We start from the raw sequence: 19168 nt of genomic DNA, 5'->3' as shown, positions 1-19168 counted from the left end.
CGCTTTCACTCTGCAGTTGTTGGATGTCACCTCCGTTATGACCAAAGTCGCCAACGTATTTGAGCCTGAAGGTCCGCTATCTTCAGCCATTAAGGGTTTTCAGCCCCGGCATGCCCAGTTGCAAATGGCGACAGCCATTGAGGCCACCATAAAAAATGGCAAGCAGCTGGTGGTTGAAGCCGAAACGGGAACTGGTAAAACCTTTGCGTATTTGGCGCCAATTTTGCTGGCAAAAGACAAAGCAATTGTGTCGACCGGCACTAAAAATCTGCAAGAGCAGTTATTTCATCGAGATCTTCCCACGCTACGTAAAATTCTGTCGCCGAAAAAGGTCATTGCGTTGCTAAAAGGCCGGGCTAACTACCTATGTTTGTATCGGCTAGAGCAAGCGCAGCAGCAAGCGGGGCAGTTTGCACCCGGAGTGCAAAATCAACTCCTAAAAGTAAAGCGTTGGTCGACGATGACCCGCAGTGGCGATATCGGCGAATTAAACGAGCTGCAGGAAGATGCACAGGTAATGCCGCTGGTCACCAGCACCAAAGATAATTGTCTGGGCAGAGACTGTCCGGTTTATGACGAGTGTCACTTAGTTAAGGCTCGCGAAGAAGCTAAAAAGGCCGATATCGTGGTGGTTAATCATCATTTGTTCTTCGCCGACTTAGCGCTTAAAGATACAGGCTTCGGTGAAATAATCCCCGATAGTGACGTTGTCGTGTTTGATGAAGCACACCAAGTGCCCGATATTGCCAGTCAATATTTTGGTGAAGCAATCTCCAGTCGACAACTAATGGAGATGGCCGAAGAAATTACCCGATTGTGTCTGACCGAATTAAAAGACTTGTCGCAAGCCACTCAGATGGCAAGGATGTTTGAGCAAGTTGTCAAAGACTGGCGTTTACAGTTCCCACGTGAACCGATGCGCGGTAATTGGCGCGACTGGCGTCAGCAAGCTGACATGCCGAGCGCGACTCAACGGCTCGAAGAAAAGCTAGAGTTGTTGGTTGAGGTATTAAAAACTGCTCGTGGACGTCATAAGGAGATGGATAACCTAATTGAACGTGGGGAAGAGTATCTAAGCCTTTGGCAGCAGTTGATGAATACCGAGCAGACAGGTTTCAGTTACTGGTTCGAAACGACGAGTCGGCATGTGGTGCTGCATCAGACGCCGCTTAGCGTAGCAAAAAAGTTTGGTGGCTTAGTTCGGCATAGCCAGCGAGCATGGGTATTTACCTCGGCGACGATTGCCGTTAACGAAAAGTTTGAGCACTTTACCCATCGCTTGGGTCTATTTGATGCGGAAACCCTGCTACTAGCGAGCCCTTTTGATTTTTCGACACAAGCACTGCTGTGCTTGCCGCGCTATTTACCAGAAGCGAATGATTATAATAGACACAGTCATTTAGCTGATATTGCGCAGAAATGCATTAGTCATAATCGCGGTGGTACCTTTTTGTTGTTTACCAGCCATCGAATGTTGCAGCAAATGGCTGACTATTTACGCGATATTTTAGACAGAAAAGTGTTCGTCCAGGGCGATGCTGGTAAAACTGAGTTATTAAAACAATTTACCGAGGCGGGTAATGCGGTATTACTGGGAACTGCTTCCTTTTGGGAAGGGGTAGATGTCCGCGGGGATGCTTTGCGTTGTGTGATTATTGATAAACTACCCTTTGCATCTCCAGACGATCCCTTATTGAATGCGCGGGTGGAAGATGCGCGTCTGCGTGGTGTTGATGCATTCAATACAATTCAACTTCCGCAGGCTATTATCGCTTTAAAACAGGGGGCGGGTCGATTGATTAGGGATAAACATGATCGTGGCGTATTGTTAGTATGTGATAACCGCATGGTTAACCGTTATTATGGCGCACGCTTTTTGAATAGTTTACCGCCGATGGCACGAACCCGCGATTTAAATCAGGCATTGAATTTTTTGCAAGAGACCGATGATGACTAAAAAGCTATTGGCAATCGATACCTCAACTGAGAACTGTTCAGCAGCACTGCAACTGAATGGAAAGCTTTTTACGCGCGTATTAGAAAGTCCCAGAGAACACTCACAGCGACTATTGCCGTTTGTACAGCAGTTGTTGGATGAAGCCGAAGCCTCACTAAAACAGTTGGATGGCTTAGCTGTAGGTTGCGGCCCAGGAAGTTTTACCGGCGTCAGAATTGGTGTTTCAGTAGCGCAAGGTCTTGCTTTTAGTCAACAGCTACCGGTGTATCCGGTCTGTACCTTACAAGCATTAGCGCAGCAGCGTATTCGCCGTAGCAACCCTGCAGTGGTGCTCGCGTGTATTGATGCTCGTATGGCTGAAGTCTATTACGCCCTTTATGAAAACATCAACGGTGTTGCCACGGCACTAACCGAACCAGCTGTCGCAAAACCCGATAGTCAGCTGTTGAAACAGCCGTTGGCCGAATTAAAGGTAACGGACTATGGACGAGTAGCGACGGCAGGCAGCGGTTGGGATAATTATGCAGATATTTTACTGGCTGAGTTGCCGATGATAACGGTTAGTGATCAGCTTTGCCGTTTACCCGAGGCTCAGGATATGCTTGCGTTAGTAACTGCCGGGCAAGTGCAAGCGGTTGACGCGAGCGAACTAGAACCGCTTTATGTTCGTAATGAAGTTACCTGGAAAAAATTACCGGGCAGATAATTTATTATCGGCGGCTTGGCAATCTTAATGGAACCCGCCATAATAAAGACAGTCAAATAAACATGGGTAGTCAACGGTGAGATTAAACGGCTTAGCCATTCAGCCTTATGATCGTTATCCGTCGCAACAGCCTGACAGGGCTAGAGCAACGGATGCTATTGATACGGGACGCAATAATGAAACTGCGTCGCGCGCTGAGGTTGTGCCTGGTGCCGAAAATAGCCGTCAACGAGCTCAACGTTGGCAAAAACTGAATACCTTCTACGATGAGCCGCCGCAATTGTCGCGGCGTGCACTAGAAGCTTATCAGGGCGTGCAGCTGAATGAACGCCGAGAAGAAGTTAAATCCATGTTTGGCGTCGACTTGTACGCCTAAATCGATCAAGGTGGTGAATTATGAAATACGGTATCTTTGTATTAGCTGCGCTCTTGTTAGCCGGCTGTAGTGCGATCCCGGAGCCTATTGCCACAGATGATGAGCAAACCTTAGTTAGCTATCAGGCTGCAGCCAACAACTCTGGACAGGTTATTGGTGAGCAAGCGCGCTGGGGTGGCGTTATCGCCGATGTCCGTAATGGTGAAGAATACACGGTTATCGAAGTGGTCAATTTTCCGTTGAAAAGCTGGGGACGACCATTGGTCAGTGACGATAGTAACGGTCGCTTTTTAGCATTAGTAGATGGTTTTGTTGATCCCGAAGTCTATAAACAAGGTCGCAGCCTGACGGTTCTTGGTACTCTAGAAGAAACGCAAACCGGAAAAATTGATGATTACACTTATACGTATCCGGTGCTTAAAGCTGAAGGCTATTACTTGTGGGAAAAGCAAAAAGAGCGGATTAATACCGAAATAAATTATGCGCCATTGTGGTTTCGTCACAACTTCTATGCGCCTTTCCCATACCACCCCTACCGGTATCCAGTCCGAGTGATAAAATCTGACGATAACTCAGGAACCCCTGACAAAGATCGTCAATAATGGCTGGATTGCACAGTGAAACGCTGGCAGCCGCTACGGCTGTCAGCTATAAGCTCCCATGGGGAACTCTACGCGGACTGTGCTGGGGTAACCCCAAAGATATTGCAGCTGTCGCAACCCATGGTTGGTTAGATAATGCTCACAGCTTTTTACCTCTTGCTAAACACTGGGATACTGCTAACGGCGCTTTATTAGCGTTAGACTGGGCGGGTCATGGTTTGTCCGATCATAGACCTGTTGGTAATCACTATCATTTTATTGATTACGCTTATGATTTGTGGTCGCTGTTTGAGCAACAAGCCTGGCAGGATGTCATTTTAGTTGGACACTCGATGGGTGGTTTTGTTGCCAATGTTGTCGCCAGCTTGTGCCCGGCTCGGGTCAAGCATCTCGTGTTAATTGAGGCGTTCGGCTTGCTAGTCAGTGATGGAGAAGACGCTCACCAACAGCTACTCAATGGCTTTCAGTCCCGACAAAAATTAGTGGGTTCTCGCTGGCGCGATTATGGTGAATTGTCTAGTGCCGTAGAAGCGCGCGCGAAAACTGCCGACTTTTCTCGTCAACTGGTCGAAATATTGGTGCAACGGGGCTGTTTCAGAAACCCTCACGGCCGTTGGCAATGGCGAGCAGATCCTCGTGTCAAATCAACCTCTCCTTATCGTTTGCCAGCTGCCACTGTTGAGCAATTTCTACAGAACATAGATTCGCCTATCACCTTGATTAGAGGGGAAAAAGGTTACGACAAAGTAGAGCCAGCTATTCGCCAATGGCAACACTGCGTTAAACAGCTAAAAGTAGAAACAATGCCTGGCGGTCACCATTTGCATATGGAAACACCGGCACCACTTGCCGCTATTTTGCTAGATATCGCCAGCTCTTAGCGACTAGGATTCACTGGTCGGATATGCGATGATTAGTCGATATACAACACTATAATAAAAAAGCATTTTTATTCGGAGCTCTATATGGACAAAATTTGGCTGAAAAATTACCCGGCCGGGGTGCCAGAAACGATTGATCCAGACCATTTTTCTTCGTTGGTCGACATTCTTGAGATGAGTGTCGAGAAATACGCGGATAAAACGGCGTTCGTGAACATGGACCGCGAAATGAGTTTTAGTGAACTCGGTCAAAAAGTGGAACAATTCGCGGCATATCTTCAAGGCACCGGTCTTAAGAAGGGCGATGCTGTCGCTGTTATGATGCCGAATATTCTACAATATCCTGTTGCTTTATTCGGGATCTTGGCAGCTGGCATGACAGTGGTTAATGTTAACCCGCTATATACTCCGAGAGAACTTAAGCATCAGCTGACCGATTCTCAATCAAAAGGTATCGTCATTCTTGAGAACTTTGCGCATACGCTTGAAAAAGTTAGTGCTGAGGTTCCGGATCTTGAGCTTATCATCACCACCCAAATTGGCGATATGCTGCCAGCCCCCAAACGCTGGGTGGTGAACTTTGTGGTGAAGTACGTTAAACGTATGGTAGAAAGCCATAACTTAAAGAATACGGTTGACTTTAATCACGCGTTGACGAAAGGCAAAGCAAGTACTTACCAGCGGCCTGAATTAAATGGCGACGACTTGGCTTTTTTACAATATACCGGTGGAACCACTGGGGTGGCAAAAGGCGCGATGCTATCGCACCGCAATATGGTGGCCAACCTTGAGCAAGTGTCTTCAGTAATAACGCCAATTATGAGCGATGGTGAAGAGATCATTATCACTGCGTTACCGCTTTACCATATTTTTGCCCTTACGGCGAACTGCTTGACCTTTCTTAAGCATGGTGGCCGCAATATTTTAATTACCAATCCACGCGACATGAATGGATTTGTAAAAGAATTAGAGAAGTATAAGTTTTCAATGATTTCAGGCGTAAATACACTGTTTAATGGACTTCTCAACACCCGCGGCTTCAAAGATCTTGATTTTTCTAATTTGAAGGTAGCTCTGGGTGGCGGTATGGCCGTGCAAAAAGCAGTTGCAGAACATTGGGAAAGAGTGACTAAATCGCGCCTGCTCGAGGGTTACGGTTTGACTGAATGTGCACCTGTTGTCACAGTAAATCCATACGATATCGAACATTACACGGGGAGTATTGGCCTGCCAGTACCGAGTACGGAAATGAAGATATGTGACTCGGAGACTGGCGAAGAAGTACCTCTGGGTGAACCCGGTGAGCTACATGTTAAAGGCCCACAAGTGATGGTGGGTTATTTAAACCGGCCAGACGCTACGGCTGAATCAATGCAAGATGGTTGGTTTGCCACTGGTGATATGGCGACGTGTGATGAACGCGGCTACTTTAAGATTGTTGACCGTAAAAAAGACATGATATTGGTTTCCGGCTTTAACGTTTACCCCAACGAAATCGAAGATGTGTTAGCAGACCATCCGAAGATCCTAGAGTCCGCAGCTGTTGGAGTGCCGCATGAGTCGTCGGGTGAGGTGGTCAAAGTATTTATTGTCGCAAAAGATAAGTCTCTGACTGAGCGTGAAGTTATCGATTTCTCTCGAGAAAACATGACTGGCTACAAGGTTCCGAAGTTAGTTGAATTCAGGGACGAGTTGCCGAAGTCGAATGTTGGCAAAATTCTGCGTAAAGAATTGCGCGACGAGAGCGACGCTTGAGTCTTATTCAAGTTGCCGACTCGGTGCTGTCGTACCGGGTTATCGATACCACGGACGATCTTCAACAGTTTTGTCAATCAGCCCGAACCGCGGGTTGGTTGGCAATTGACACTGAATTTGTGCGGCAACGTACTTATTACGCCAAGTTAGGATTGTTGCAAGCACATGCTAATGGTCAGACCGTTATTATCGATCCGCTAAAAGATGTTGAACTTGAGCCACTCTGGTCGCTGATTTGTGATGCAGAAGTGGTGAAAGTTGTACATGCGGGTGGCGAAGACATTGAACTGTTTTACCACCAGGCGGGACAACATCAACCTCAGGCCATTTTTGATAGCCAAATTGCTGCTGGTTTTTGTGGTTTAGGCTCGTCGATCGGTTATGCAAAATTAGTCGAGCAATTGTGTGGTGGGGTTGAGCTGGATAAAAGCTTATCACGCACAGATTGGTTAAAACGCCCGTTAACACCGGAACAACTGGATTACGCAGCCGCTGATGCGAGTTATCTGTCTGCGATGTATCCCTATCTATTAGAAAAGTGTCAACAGCGTCAGGTACTCGATATTGTGCTGGCAGAGAGTCGCTTACAGGTTGATAAGCGTACCCAGTCGATTGCCGATGATTTGCTCTACCTTTTTGTTGGCAACGCATGGCAATGTAATCAGCAACAACTTGGTGTACTGCGCGAATTGGCAGCCTGGCGTCAGCATAAAGCCCAGCAACGTGATATGCCATTGGGATTTATTTTTAAAGATGGTGTGTTACTAGAGCTAGCACGTCGTCAGCCGACGACTGAAAAACAATTATTCGCAGTCAGTGACTTGCCGCCGTTAACTCGTAAATATTCGGGGACTGAGATTGTTTCCGTTATTCAGCGGGCAGTTCGCCAGGAGCCCGAGCAATTGCCGGCTACGTTACAACGGCTGGATGATATGGAAGGCTATAAAGCGACAGTGAAAACGATTAAAGCCGCTGTTCAGCGTGTCGCGGAGGAACTGGATGTTGATACCGTATTGGTCGCATCGCGCAAACAAATAAATGACTTTCTAAACTTCCACTGGCAATTCTCCGAGCAGCAACAGCAACGTTTGCCAAAGCCCGATTTAAACCAGGGTTGGCGTTGGCAGTTTCTTAAGGCAGAATTACAAACTTTGATGTAAATTGTGGGGAGCCACGTAACATGCTGTGTGACGTTTTTAGCAGCCGGCGCAAAGCCGATACCTACTTATATTTGCCATTAGGCGCCGATTTCAATGAATTACCAGAAGCATTGCAGCAGCACTTTGGTTCACCGACTAAAATAATGACAGTGAATTTAGCGAAGCGTAAGCAGCTTGCTCGAATTTCAGCGGACGAGTTAATCGTACATTTAACAGATCCTGGCTATTACTTACAACTGCCCCCTAAGCAGGAGCCCTTATTGTGAAAAAATTAACCACACTTAGTTCTGTCGTTGCGCTTACCAGCCAACTGCTATTGGCTTTACCGGGCACAGCGATAGCTCATGAAGAAGAGTCCAAAAAAGAACATAGCCATGAACAACAACAAATCGAGCAGAAATTTAACGACTATGTTGAAGCATTAAAAGAAGAGGCAATTGCCAGCGGTTATAAGCCTGAAACCCTGGAGAGGGCATTTGCTGACGTTGAATATTATCAGCGAGCTGTTGAACTTGATAAAAACCAGCCCGAATTTAAATTAACGCTGGACACCTATTTACCCCGTGCAGTACCTGAATGGAAAGCGGACAAAGCGTTAGAAAAGTATCGTGAACACGAGCAATTGTTAGAGAAAATAGGTCAAGAATACGGAGTACAACCGCGCTTTATTGTTGCCTTGTGGGGAATAGAAACTAATTTTGGCTCGTTTACCGGAGGCTTCAAAGTTGTTTCGGCGTTAACGACTTTGGCGTTTGACGGGCGCCGTGAAGCGTTCTTTAAGAAACAGCTTTGGGAAGCTTTAACAATTATCGAAGACGGTCATATTAAGCCTGAACAGATGAAAGGCTCCTGGGCTGGAGCAATGGGACAAACACAGTTTATGCCGAGCTCTTTTATGAGCTATGCCGTTGATTATGATGGCGATGGTCGAAAGGATATCTGGAATAGTCACGGTGACGTTTTTGCCTCAGCGGCTAACTACCTTAAGTCAGTTGGCTGGCGCGATGATGTTACCTGGGGTCGACAGGTACAAATTCCTGCTGAGTTTGATACAACCCTCGCCGATCTAGATGTGAAAAAGACACTACAGGACTGGCAGGCGTTAGGTGTAACTCGTATGGACGGCTCTGACTTACCCAACAGAACCGACATCAAAGCGTCGGTCGTAATTCCTGACGATAAGCAAGGACGCGTTTATTTAGCCTATGCGAATTACGATGCTCTGATGCGCTGGAACCGCTCCCATTATTTTGTTGCGGCGGTAGGCTATTTGTCGGACCGTATTCGTTTTCCACGTTAATGGCGTTAATGGCTTGGTACGATAAACCGATAGAGAGTCTCAACCACGAGCAATGGGAGGCCCTTTGCGATGGCTGCGGGCAATGTTGTCTAAATCAGTTGTTAGATGAGGACGATAACCTATATCAAACTGACGTTGCTTGCTCGCTACTGGATACCGATAAGGCGTTATGCCGGGATTATGCTAACAGGACTCAGCAAGTTCCTGATTGTGTGCGGTTAACTCCGGATAACCTGGAGCAAGTATACTTTATGCCTAAAACCTGTGCCTACCGTGTACGGGCGCAGGGGCAGCCATTGCCTGATTGGCATCCGCTAAGGCACGGTGGCGACAAGTCAGCAATGAAAAAGGCTGGCTATCACGTTGCCGGCCAATGTATCAGCGAAAAAACCTTTCGCGGTGAACTGGAAGAGAGAATAGTAACCTGGCCGTTATCCTCGTCCACGGAATAAATGTAAAATAGTCACCAGTATTCCAATCGCTAGCAGGGTGCCAAAAATAAAAGTCATCCAGCCTGGCATGCCGAGCCCCAGAAATTCCCAGTCGATATCACCACAAAGCCCGGGGGCTGCAAATAAACCCGGTAACCATTGGTGTAGTGGTAGCCAGTCCGGAAAATTCGGGTGACTTTCGCAAACGGCGAAAAAGGCATTCTTCGAGGTTTGTAAATCCCAGTGATCATAGGCTACGCGCAAGCCCTCATAAGCGGCATAAATCCAACCGATAAGTGCAGCCCAGCGCAATGGCCAGAAGCGGCAGCCAAACAAACCAATAATAGCGGCTAACATGATGCCGATCACGGCAGTCCGTTGATAAACGCACTTAACACAAGGTTCTAAGCCCATTTCATATTGAAAATACAGGGCCAGCACATAAAGCAGGGTGCTTCCTGTAAACAGTAACAGCCAGGGGAGCTGTCGGGTCGGCCAACGAGAAATTGGTGTCATCATGTTACCTATAGTCAGTTTGTGCTAGTTATTGGTAAAATTTGCGTGAACAATACCGAAATGCGGTCAACTTGTCGATATAAAGGCGTTTGTTAGCTTGTCCGACCTGATAGAAGGCTGATAGAATTTCGCTATTGTTCAACAGACAGGCATCGGAATGATTATAAAAGCAAAAAGCCCGGCGGGTTTTGCCGAGGAATATATCGTAAAGTCGATTTGGAACGGTCACTTTGCACCCGGCACTATTCTACCGGCAGAGCGGGAGCTGTCTGAATTAATCGGTGTAACGCGCACCACACTGCGCGAAGTGCTGCAACGTCTAGCCCGAGATGGCTGGCTGACGATCCAACATGGAAAGCCAACCAAGGTAAATAATTTCTGGGAAACGTCGGGACTTAATATCCTGGAAACTTTGGCACGGCTGGATGAAGATGGCATGCCCGAGCTCGTTGACCAATTACTGTCTGCGCGAACCAATATCAGTGCTATCTACATCCGTGCGGCAATCCGGCATAACCCGGATAAGGCGTTGGCATTACTGGAGCAGGCCAGTGAGCTGAAAGATGGCGAGCGAGAATTCGCGGAGTTTGACTATCAACTGAATCATGACATGGCGATGGCAGCGGACAACCCGATTTACGTGCTAATTCTAAATGGCTTTAAGGGCTTATACTCGCGCATTGGTCAGTACTATTTTTCATCCCCCGAAGCACGTCAGTTAGCGCGTGACTATTATGCGAATTTAGCAGAAGTAGCGAAAAAGGGGGACTACAACGAGTCCGTTAATTTGGTTCGCCGGTACGGTTACGAGTCTGCAGAAATTTGGCATAGTCTACGCGGTGATATGCCGAATGACCTGGTGGACTAATAGCACCGGCAATTTATGTTAAAGCGACTACGCCGCTGGCTTGAAGACAGGCGCATTAAAAAAATGGGCTTTACCGCAAGCGAGTGGGAGTCAGCTGTCTCAGACTGGCCAGTCATCGCGCGTTATCAAGGTGCGGAACGTGATGCTCTGCGGGCTATGACCTTTCGTTTTCTGGCCCGCAAAAACTTCTCAGCAGGTGGTGATTTTCAGCTGACCGATGCGATGTGTCTTAAAGTTGCAACGATGGCCTGTGTACCTGTGCTGCAGCTCGGACTGGATTGGTACGATAACTTCTATTCCATCATTATTTATGGCGACGACTTTGTGCCCAACCGCGTTTATCGTACCGATGACGGCGTTGTTCATACCAATAACCCGGGATTGAGTGGCGAAGCATGGTTGCGTGGTCCTTTGATTTTGTCGTGGCAGTCAGTATGTCAGACCGGACCGGATGTTCGTCATGGAAAAGCGGGTAATGTGGTGATTCACGAGTTTGCACATAAACTGGATATGTTGCGCGACGGTGCCAATGGCGCACCGCCTATGCATCCGGATATGAAGCCTGGCGAATGGCACGATATTTTTTCGGCTGCCTGGGAGCGTTTGCAGAGTGATTCGAACCATCATCGAGCATTACCTCTTGATGGCTACTCATTGACCAGTCCGGCTGAATTTTTCGCGGTATGCAGCGAAACGTTTTTCGAAGATCCCGATAATATGAAAGCACAGCTGCCCGATGTCTACCGGTTACTTTGTCAGTTTTACCGACAGCAGCCCGCTTAATCAGCACTGATACCCACTTTCATAGCGATGCGTTCGTTGTCGAGCGTGTCAGCTTGTTGAGGCTCGAGAATACGCACGCGGTCAGCGGCGATAGTGCTGTCTGAATGCTCAATCAAGGCAATTTTTACCGCTTCTGCTCTCGCATTGGCCAACGTTTTAAGATCTTCTGCTGCCACCGATTGAGCTTCTACAACCTGCCTTGCCAGATAACTACGGTAAGCGAGCGCATCAAACGTTACTGCACTGTCGAACTCATTTTGATCCTCAGTAAAACGTGCTTGCACGGATTCCAACTCAGTGTCCGGATAATAGCGGGTAAATAAAGCTTCAACAGCGGACTGATTGGCTTCGGCGGTCAGACTTGGCTTGTTGCTAACCTCGCTATCTTTTTCGGCAAGGTGCTGGCGTAAAGCTTCAATGGCTTTTTGCTGTTGCAGCGCCGGACCATCAAAATTCGGGTTGAAAGGGCCCGCCAGTTCAAGCACTAACTTTGGCCGCTGCTTAAGAGCTTCGCGTAGATTCTCGATGCGCTGTCGTTGTGGTGGCAATAGGTCAGCACGTCCATTTATAAATTCAACCTGGGCAAGCTCTTCCGAGTCAGCACCTATTAGGTTTGCTAAAAAGCTAAAAGGAGCGGTGACGATAGATGAAATGGCGTCTCCTATGGCCTGTTGAATAACCTTGCCGAAGTCGAACTGTGGGTTGCCCACATCGCCGCTCACGGGTAGAGTCAGATCAATAACACCGTCATTGTCTTGTAGCAGGGCAATGGCAAGGTCCAGTGGTAGATCCATGGCGTCACTGGAGGCCATTTTTTCGCCAAGCTTCAGGTCATGTAGTAATAGGTTATTTTCTCCATCAAGTTGGTTATTGTCGACCCTATAGTTCAGGTCCAGATCCATGGTGCCGCCGGCAATCTTGCGGCCGGCAAAATTTACGGTATAAGGCGAATATTCCGGAATCTGGAGATTACGGAATCGTAGATGCACATTGGTCTGGCGCATCGGATGCCAGGCGTGCACAGCCCCATCGACTTGCGCCAGGCCGTAGTTTGCTACTTCGCCCTCGAGCTTGATTGTTGCAGGCTCCGAAGAACTAGAGCTCAAGGTCGATAGTTCGCCTTTCAAAGTATGAATGCGGGTCGAAAAGGGCAGCGGCAGAGAATTATCTGCAAACTGCAGAATTCCTTCTGCCAGCTCAATACCTTGAATAGTGATATTAAATGGGTCAGATTTGTCGCCTTGGCTGGTATTGGTCTCAGCTTGCTCAGGAGCTTCAGTCAAAAGCTGGCTGAAATTAGTGGTCTGATCCTCACGAATCACGATTCGCCCGGAAAGCTCCTTAATGGTTATTGGATCAGTCTCTATCTGGTTATCTGCCAGGTTCAAGTCGAGCCGCTCCGTGCTAAGACTTTGCCAGCCAATAAGAGCCTGGTCGTTAGCTCTGTCCCGAAGGCTTAACGAATCGATGATCGCAAGGCCCAGAAATGCAAAAGGCTGCTGTTGATCGATATTAATTTGACCGTTCACAGTTAGCTGTCCACTATCGAGCTGCACATTTGCAAACTGTTGCAGGTAGGGCTCGGCTTGCTTTAGAGCGAGCTTACTAATACTGGCAGTGCCTTCCAGCGCAGGGGCTGGCAGTAGCTTAACTTTGCCATCGAAAGCCAGCCTACCACCGGCTGCGAGTTGGCCGGTGAGATGTAGCGGCGAGCTTGAATCTTGCTGGAGCGCAACATTTTTTAGGGAAATTGAAAGTTGTTGCAGAGCCAGTAATACTTGTTCGGATTCATCAGTATCACTGCCTGTCTGTTGCAGGTTATCAGTAAAGCGCAAGGTACTGTTATTGACAGCTAGTTGTTTGATTTGTAGCGCTGGTGGCGAACCGGCCTGCCCGTCATTCGAAGGTTCAGAAGCGAGCTCTTCGGCCAATAGCGAGAAGCGGGTCGTGCCATCGATAAAGCGCTCCTCTTGAAGAGTCGCGTTATCGAATTGGATGGACTGAAAGGTCCATGCTTTGTTGGTAATACTGTTCCAGTTAAGGTCGACTCGCAGCCGTTCCCACGCAAGCAGTTGATGACTATCACGATCAGCTAGCTGAAGTCCGTTGACCTGAAGCGTCAGCGTGTAAGGGTTAGTTTTTACTGACTCAATCCGAAGTTCTCGACCAAAATCCTCTTTAATGGTATTCACTGCAAAGTATTGGATAATCCACGGCAAGCCAAAAAAGCCCAGCAGGGTATATAGAGTCAGTAACACCAGCAGCCAGAATCGAATTCGGTGGGGGGAGACCCATCGTGTGCGTAGGTAGTTGCCAACTCGTTGTAGTGAACTGCTGGACATAAATCACTCTCCATTAGATTTTGTCATAGTCGACAGTGTAGACGCCTCAGTGCTCAGCGTCACTTCTTAGACGTGGTCTAGAATTAGCTGTTGAATGAGTGAGGGGACCGAGATAATGTCGATCAATAATTAACGTCAAGGAGTTAACTATGCGCCGTTGGATTTATATCCTACTTACAGCCTTCCCTTTCGGAATGACTTACTCAGCTTTTGCGGATGATCACGGTCCGCAATACGATGCACGCCTGAGTAGTTATGATTATCCTTTTGCTGTTCATACCTATGAGTTTGATAGTCAGCGACAAAAACTTGAAATGGCTTATATGCATTTACCAGCAAAAGATAATCGACCAACGGTGTTGCTGCTACATGGAAAAAACTTCGCGGCTGACTATTGGCAGGCAACAGCGAGTTATCTTCATGACAAAGGCTATGGGGTATTGATGCCGGATCAGATCGGCTTTGGCAAGTCGTCGAAACCAGCACATTATCAGTTTTCTTTTGAAGCACTCGCTAATAATACAAAAGCATTGGCGGAGTCGCTGGGAATTGAGCAAATAATTGTTATGGGGCACTCAATGGGCGGTATGCTAGCCACCCGCTATGCGCTGAATCACGCCGATAGAGTTGAGAAATTGGTATTGGTTAATCCGGTTGGCCTGGAAGATTATTTACGCTATGTGCAATATAAGGATCCTGCCTTTTTTTATACGAACGAGCAGGGCAAAACTATTGATCAAATCCGCGCCTATCAGCGCAAAAATTACTATGATGGAAAATGGTCTGAGGAATATGAAGCGCTAATTCAAATTCATGCCGGCTGGATAAATGGAGCGGATTGGGAACAGGTCGCCTGGAACAACGCATTAACCTACGACATGATTTTTACTGGCAATGTATCTAATGAGTTTGACCAATTGACGGTGCCAACTCACTTGATTTTAGGTACTCGCGATACCACAGGCCCCGGCCGTGGTTGGAAAAAAGAAGGTGAGGATTACCCGTTGGGTCGCTATGACCGGCTTGGTGAGACGGTCATTGAGCAAATCCCGGATGGGTATTTGTATGAACTAGAGGGAGTTGGTCACATGCCTCAGTTCGAGGCGTTCGACCGTTATCGTCAGCAGCTAAATAAGATCTTTTAATAAAAAAAGGCGCCAAATGGCGCCTTTTTAAACTAATTTACCAGTTTGCTTTAGGCAAAGTTCTTGTTCACAAAGTCCCAATTCACCAGCTTCCAGAAAGCTTCTAAGTAGTTAGGACGAGAGTTACGATAGTCGATGTAATATGCGTGTTCCCAAACATCTACTGTTAACAGCGGCTCTACACCACCGTGAGCAACAGGAGTGTCTGCGTCATCAGTGTTCATGATCTCAACAGAACCGTCAGACTTCTTAACTAACCAAGTCCAGCCTGAACCGAAGTTGCCAGCAGCGCTTGCGTTAAACTCTTCCTGAAACTTCTCAAAAGAGCCCCACTTATCATTGATAGCTTCGGCTACTGCGCCAGATGCGGCACCGCCGCCATTTGGGCTTAAGCAATTCCAGTAAAAGGTGTGGTTCCAGACTTGAGCCGCGTTGTTAAACAAGCCACCTTTCTCTGACTTAATAATATCTTCAAGCGATTTGCTTTCAAGATCGGTACCTTTTACTGCGTCATTTAGCTTGCTAACGTATGTTGCATGGTGTTTGCCATAATGATACTCAAGGGTCTCTTCTGAGATATGCGGTTCCAGAGCGTTCTTCTCATATGGAAGAGCAGGAAGTTCAAATGCCATGATGTCCTCTCCTTAGTTTTCTTTTTTGCAAAAGCCACTTGCACATAACTTTGTGCAAGTTAATTATAGTTCTACCTACGACATATAGGGGCGACTGGTTCTCTTTTCAAGGGGAACTTTTAATTTTCACTGAATAGATCGACTATTTTAGATGCAGAAAATCTGGCTTGCGTCTGGTATAATACTTGAGTATTTTAATCAACCATTAACTCCGAAGGCAGAGACAGAGGTCCTATGGAAACCATCGATAAAATTAAGCAACAAATCTCTGAAAATCCAATTCTTCTTTATATGAAGGGGTCGCCTAAGCTTCCTAGCTGTGGTTTTTCGTCGCAAGCGTCACAAGCACTTATGGGCTGTGGTCAGCCATTTGCCTATGTCGACATTTTGCAGAACCCAGATATCCGTGCAGAATTACCAGTTTACGCCGACTGGCCAACTTTTCCTCAATTGTGGGTAGAGGGTGAGTTAATCGGTGGCTGTGATATTATTATGGAGATGTTCCAGAATGGCGAGTTACAACAACTGATATCTGAAGTTGCTGAGCGCCACCCGGAGCCGACTGAAAAGGAATAAATTAGAATACTGTCGATGGGTTACCCTTGAAATGAATCCGGCTAACCCCAAAATACGTAGTGTTCTTATTTAAAGCTTTGGTTAAAGCAAATTTCATATCAACAAATGGAGAGAATTAATGTCTGTATTAGTAGGTCGTAAAGCACCCGATTTTACTGCAGCAGCAGTCTTGGGTTCAGGCGAAATCGTTGAAGACTTCAAACTGTCTGACGCTATCAAAGGCAAAAAAGCAGTAATTTTCTTCTACCCACTGGACTTCACTTTTGTATGTCCTTCTGAGCTGATCGCATTTGACAAGCGTCTGGATGAATTCAAAAAACGTGGCGTAGAAGTTATCGGTGTTTCAATCGATTCTCAGTTTACTCACAGCGCGTGGCGTAATACTTCTACTGACGCTGGTGGTATCGGTCAGGTTAAATATCCGCTGGTAGCTGACGTTCGTCACAGCATCTGTAAAGCGTACGACGTAGAGCACCCAGAAGCCGGTGTTGCTTTCCGCGGTTCTTTCTTGATCGACGAAGAAGGCATGGTACGTCACCAGGTCGTCAATGACCTGCCGTTGGGTCGTAACATCGACGAGATGCTGCGTATGGTTGACGCACTGAACTTCCACGAGAAGCACGGCGAAGTATGCCCTGCAGGCTGGGAAGAAGGTAAAGAAGGTATGAAAGAAAACGCAGAAGGCGTTGCATCATACTTATCGAAAAATGCCGACAAACTGTAAGTCTGTCAACGCATTAAAAAAGCCGCTAATATAGCGGCTTTTTTTGTATCTCGACACGATTGTTCAGGTACGTGGCCAACCGCCTAAAGTTTTCCACTCATTCACCATCCAACAAAACAGTTCTGCCGTTCTCTCCGTGTCATATAGCGCTGAATGGGCTTGTTTTTGGTCGAATTCTATACCCGCTGCCTGACAAGCTTTTATTAATACCGTTTGGCCCAAAGTTAACGCGGCTAATGATGTTGTATCAAAGCTGACAAAAGGGTGGAAAGGGTTACGTTTGATGCCGCTCCGCTCCGCTGCTGCCATCATAAAGCTGTGATCAAAGTTTGCATTGTGGCCAACTAATACTGAGCGCTGACAACCCGCTGCTTTTTGCGCTTTGCGAATCGGTTTAAACATCTCTTTAAGGGCAACATCCTCTGAAACAGCGCCTCTCAACGGAGAGTCTGGATCAATACCGTTAAAGTCGATAGCCGCCTGTTCTATATTTGCACCGGAAAATGGTTCCACATGATAATGCAGGCTTTGCACCGGCTTTAGTAAACCATCATCGTCGAAATTAACGATGACTGCAGCAATTTCTAGTAGGGCGTCCTGCTGCGAGTTAAACCCTCCGGTCTCAACGTCGATGACAACCGGTAAGTAACCTCGAAAACGCTGCTTCATTAATGACTCACTGGAGTCTGACATGAACTCTCCTGTTAGCGTCGTGGTAGTTTAAATCGGCCTCTAGTATGCCAAAAATAACTGTCGGTTGTCGCCTATTAAGGTTAAAGCATTATGATTAGCCGCCGATAATAGCTAATAGATTAAAGCTCCAACCGATCGCTACCGCAGGGGATGATATGGCGTTGACAGATTCGTTCGCGTTTAAACGCAAGTTAGTACCGATAGTTGCTGTATCTGTCGCAGCTGCACTGTCTTATGCGCCTATCGCATCAGCTAATGCTATCCGCCATTATAGTGCAAATCTCGATAATTCGATGTGGTACCTGGCCGAAAACTCGCGTTTAGAGTGCGGTTTAGAGCACACCATACCACGTTACGGGAAAGTGGAGTTTAGTAGCGAGGCGGGAAAAAAATTAAATTTGCGCATGCAAATCGATATGCATCAGTTACCGGACGATTATGGTGTTGCAAAAATTGAGTCGGTAGCCCCCCGCTGGCAACCGGGCCAGGCGACCTACGAGCTGGGAGAGATGCCTCTTTACAAACAATTCGACGGTGAACTGCAAAAGCAAATGGCCTGGCAGCTTCTGTCTGAACTGGAGAAAGGTCGTTATCCCACTTTTTACTACCAAGATTGGTATCAACCTAAAGATACTGTCGCTGTAGCCTTGTCATCAGTCAATTTTCGCTCTGCCTATGATGCCTTTAGAGGGTGCATCAACGCGCTATTGCCGTTTAGCTTTAAAGATATAGCCTACACCGTGCTGAACCACGAAAATGATAGTGAGAAGCTAACCAATGCCTCACAAAGCAAACTTGAACAGATTAGTCAGTATCTGGCTGTTGATGATGAGCTCGAGTTAGTCTTAGTTAATGCTTACACCGATGCTCTTGGGGCACGTGGTCCCAATCAGGAGCTGTCGGAACAACGAGCGCAAGAAATAAAAGACTTTTTTGTTGAGCGTGGTATCGAAGAAAACCGCATTGAAACAGTCGGTCATGGTGAAGATCGTCCGGTTGCAGGTAATGCCAACGAACTCGATCGTGCCAAGAACCGTCGAGTCGTGGTGCGTCTATCTAAGCCGTCAGGGTTTCAGCTTTAATCGCTGGTTTTATCTTTAAATTCGCATAGGTCCTCAATGATGCAAGAGCCGCAGCGTGGCTTGCGAGCAATGCAGGTATAGCGGCCGTGCAGGATTAACCAGTGGTGGACATCCACTTTAAACTCTTTTGGCACTACCTTAATGAGTTTCTCTTCGACCTCTTTTACATTTTTTCCAGGCGCCAACTTGGTTCGGTTAGATACCCTAAAAATATGCGTATCAACCGCGATAGTTGGCCAGCCAAACGCGGTATTAAGCACCACGTTTGCGGTTTTTCGACCTACCCCGGGCAAGGCTTCCAGTGCCTCACGACTTTCCGGGACCTCGCCATTATAACGTTCGACCAAAGCCTGACATGTTTTGTAGGCGTTTTCGGCCTTTGAGTTAAATAGACCAATGGTTTTGATGTATTGTTTAATGCCATCAACGCCAAGCGCCACCATTGCTTCTGCGGTCGGAGCCACTGGGAACAATTTGCGGGTGGCTTTGTTAACACCAACATCCGTGGCTTGGGCCGATAAAAGTACTGCTATCAATAACTGGAAAGGAGATTCATATTCCAGCTCCGTGGTTGGCTTTGGATTGTTGTCTCGTAACCGGCTTAAAATTTGATAGCGTTTTTCTTTATTCATAACGTCC

The 19168-nt window shown here is 47.1% G+C and carries 21 protein-coding genes; 16 read left to right on the top strand and 5 right to left on the bottom strand.

Annotation, left to right across the window (positions count from 1 at the left end):
• The first annotated feature begins 37 nt into the window (after nt 1-37).
• The 10 genes from CWI81_RS06065 (at nt 38) to CWI81_RS06020 (ending at nt 9189) form a co-directional block, all read left to right on the top strand.
• Nucleotides 38-1957, top strand: a complete 1920-nt coding sequence (locus CWI81_RS06065; RefSeq protein ID WP_126784363.1) for a DNA repair helicase YoaA — start codon at nt 38-40, stop codon at nt 1955-1957.
• Nucleotides 1947-2663, top strand: a complete 717-nt coding sequence (tsaB, locus tag CWI81_RS06060; protein ID WP_241970356.1) for a tRNA (adenosine(37)-N6)-threonylcarbamoyltransferase complex dimerization subunit type 1 TsaB — start codon at nt 1947-1949, stop codon at nt 2661-2663. The genes CWI81_RS06065 and tsaB overlap by 11 nt, the downstream gene beginning before the upstream one ends.
• A 76-nt stretch (nt 2664-2739) precedes the next feature.
• Nucleotides 2740-3039, top strand: a complete 300-nt coding sequence (locus tag CWI81_RS06055) for a hypothetical protein (RefSeq protein ID WP_126784362.1) — start codon at nt 2740-2742, stop codon at nt 3037-3039.
• 20 nt (nt 3040-3059) lie between these two features.
• On the top strand, nt 3060-3641 hold the full coding sequence (locus CWI81_RS06050; protein ID WP_126784361.1) for a Slp family lipoprotein: 582 nt from the start codon (nt 3060-3062) through the stop codon (nt 3639-3641).
• The gene (locus tag CWI81_RS06045) at nt 3641-4522 is read left to right on the top strand and encodes an alpha/beta fold hydrolase (RefSeq protein WP_126784360.1); all 882 of its coding nucleotides are present in this window, start codon (nt 3641-3643) and stop codon (nt 4520-4522) included. Before CWI81_RS06050 ends, CWI81_RS06045 begins: the two co-directional genes overlap by 1 nt.
• Nucleotides 4523-4606: 84 nt before the next feature.
• Nucleotides 4607-6277, top strand: a complete 1671-nt coding sequence (fadD, locus tag CWI81_RS06040) for a long-chain-fatty-acid--CoA ligase FadD (RefSeq protein WP_126784359.1) — start codon at nt 4607-4609, stop codon at nt 6275-6277.
• Nucleotides 6274-7437, top strand: a complete 1164-nt coding sequence (gene rnd / locus CWI81_RS06035) for a ribonuclease D (protein ID WP_126784358.1) — start codon at nt 6274-6276, stop codon at nt 7435-7437. The genes fadD and rnd overlap by 4 nt, the downstream gene beginning before the upstream one ends.
• 20 nt (nt 7438-7457) lie before the next feature.
• The gene (locus CWI81_RS06030) at nt 7458-7703 is read left to right on the top strand and encodes a YcgL domain-containing protein (protein ID WP_126784357.1); all 246 of its coding nucleotides are present in this window, start codon (nt 7458-7460) and stop codon (nt 7701-7703) included.
• A gap of 122 nt (nt 7704-7825) precedes the next feature.
• Nucleotides 7826-8737 carry a lytic murein transglycosylase gene (locus tag CWI81_RS06025; RefSeq protein ID WP_241970370.1) on the top strand — a complete coding sequence of 304 codons (912 nt, stop codon included), beginning with the start codon at nt 7826-7828 and terminating at the stop codon, nt 8735-8737.
• An 8-nt stretch (nt 8738-8745) separates the two neighbouring features.
• Complete coding sequence (locus CWI81_RS06020; RefSeq protein WP_126784355.1) at nt 8746-9189, top strand: YcgN family cysteine cluster protein; 444 nt, start codon at nt 8746-8748, stop codon at nt 9187-9189.
• Here the strand turns inward: CWI81_RS06020 and dsbB are convergent.
• Nucleotides 9169-9684, bottom strand: a complete 516-nt coding sequence (gene dsbB / locus CWI81_RS06015; protein WP_126784483.1) for a disulfide bond formation protein DsbB — start codon at nt 9682-9684, stop codon at nt 9169-9171. The genes CWI81_RS06020 and dsbB overlap by 21 nt on opposite strands.
• A 157-nt stretch (nt 9685-9841) precedes the next feature.
• Between dsbB and fadR the strand changes: the two genes are divergently transcribed.
• Nucleotides 9842-10552 carry a fatty acid metabolism transcriptional regulator FadR gene (fadR, locus tag CWI81_RS06010; protein WP_126784354.1) on the top strand — a complete coding sequence of 237 codons (711 nt, stop codon included), beginning with the start codon at nt 9842-9844 and terminating at the stop codon, nt 10550-10552.
• Nucleotides 10553-10567: 15 nt separating this feature from the next.
• Entirely contained in the window at nt 10568-11335 is a 768-nt protein-coding gene (locus CWI81_RS06005) for a M90 family metallopeptidase (protein WP_126784353.1), read from the top strand.
• Here CWI81_RS06005 and CWI81_RS06000 read toward each other — a convergent pair.
• Nucleotides 11332-13677, bottom strand: coding sequence for a DUF748 domain-containing protein (locus CWI81_RS06000; protein WP_126784352.1), 2346 nt, complete (start codon nt 13675-13677; stop codon nt 11332-11334). The two genes, CWI81_RS06005 and CWI81_RS06000, sit on opposite strands and share 4 nt — an antisense overlap.
• Before the next feature lie 149 nt (nt 13678-13826).
• On the opposite strand from CWI81_RS06000, the gene CWI81_RS05995 reads away from it, so the two are divergent.
• Nucleotides 13827-14822 carry an alpha/beta fold hydrolase gene (locus CWI81_RS05995; protein WP_126784351.1) on the top strand — a complete coding sequence of 332 codons (996 nt, stop codon included), beginning with the start codon at nt 13827-13829 and terminating at the stop codon, nt 14820-14822.
• A gap of 50 nt (nt 14823-14872) precedes the next feature.
• On the opposite strand, the gene CWI81_RS05990 is transcribed toward CWI81_RS05995, so the two are convergent.
• The gene (locus CWI81_RS05990; RefSeq protein WP_126784350.1) at nt 14873-15454 is read right to left on the bottom strand and encodes a superoxide dismutase; all 582 of its coding nucleotides are present in this window, start codon (nt 15452-15454) and stop codon (nt 14873-14875) included.
• A 234-nt stretch (nt 15455-15688) separates the two neighbouring features.
• Between CWI81_RS05990 and grxD the strand changes: the two genes are divergently transcribed.
• Together grxD and CWI81_RS05980 are read left to right on the top strand one after the other, a co-directional pair.
• On the top strand, nt 15689-16030 hold the full coding sequence (gene grxD / locus CWI81_RS05985) for a Grx4 family monothiol glutaredoxin (protein WP_126784349.1): 342 nt from the start codon (nt 15689-15691) through the stop codon (nt 16028-16030).
• 118 nt (nt 16031-16148) lie between these two features.
• A complete protein-coding gene (locus tag CWI81_RS05980; RefSeq protein ID WP_126784348.1) occupies nt 16149-16754 on the top strand; it encodes a peroxiredoxin in 606 nt (201 codons plus the stop codon).
• 63 nt (nt 16755-16817) lie between these two features.
• On the opposite strand, the gene rnt is transcribed toward CWI81_RS05980, so the two are convergent.
• Nucleotides 16818-17447 (bottom strand): ribonuclease T, encoded by a 630-nt coding sequence (gene rnt / locus CWI81_RS05975; RefSeq protein WP_126784347.1) that lies wholly within the window; start codon nt 17445-17447, stop codon nt 16818-16820.
• Nucleotides 17448-17602: 155 nt separating this feature from the next.
• Between rnt and CWI81_RS05970 the strand changes: the two genes are divergently transcribed.
• Nucleotides 17603-18529, top strand: coding sequence for a flagellar protein MotY (locus tag CWI81_RS05970; protein ID WP_126784346.1), 927 nt, complete (start codon nt 17603-17605; stop codon nt 18527-18529).
• Here the strand turns inward: CWI81_RS05970 and nth are convergent.
• Entirely contained in the window at nt 18526-19161 is a 636-nt protein-coding gene (gene nth / locus CWI81_RS05965) for an endonuclease III (RefSeq protein ID WP_126784345.1), read from the bottom strand. The genes CWI81_RS05970 and nth overlap by 4 nt on opposite strands.
• Nucleotides 19162-19168 lie beyond the last annotated feature (7 nt).

It is taken from the genome of Idiomarina seosinensis (genome assembly GCF_003987275.1).
GTDB classification, from domain to species: domain Bacteria; phylum Pseudomonadota; class Gammaproteobacteria; order Enterobacterales; family Alteromonadaceae; genus Idiomarina; species Idiomarina seosinensis.
Note: the sequence above shows the minus strand (reverse complement) of the source record. Positions and strands in the feature narration are given on the sequence as shown.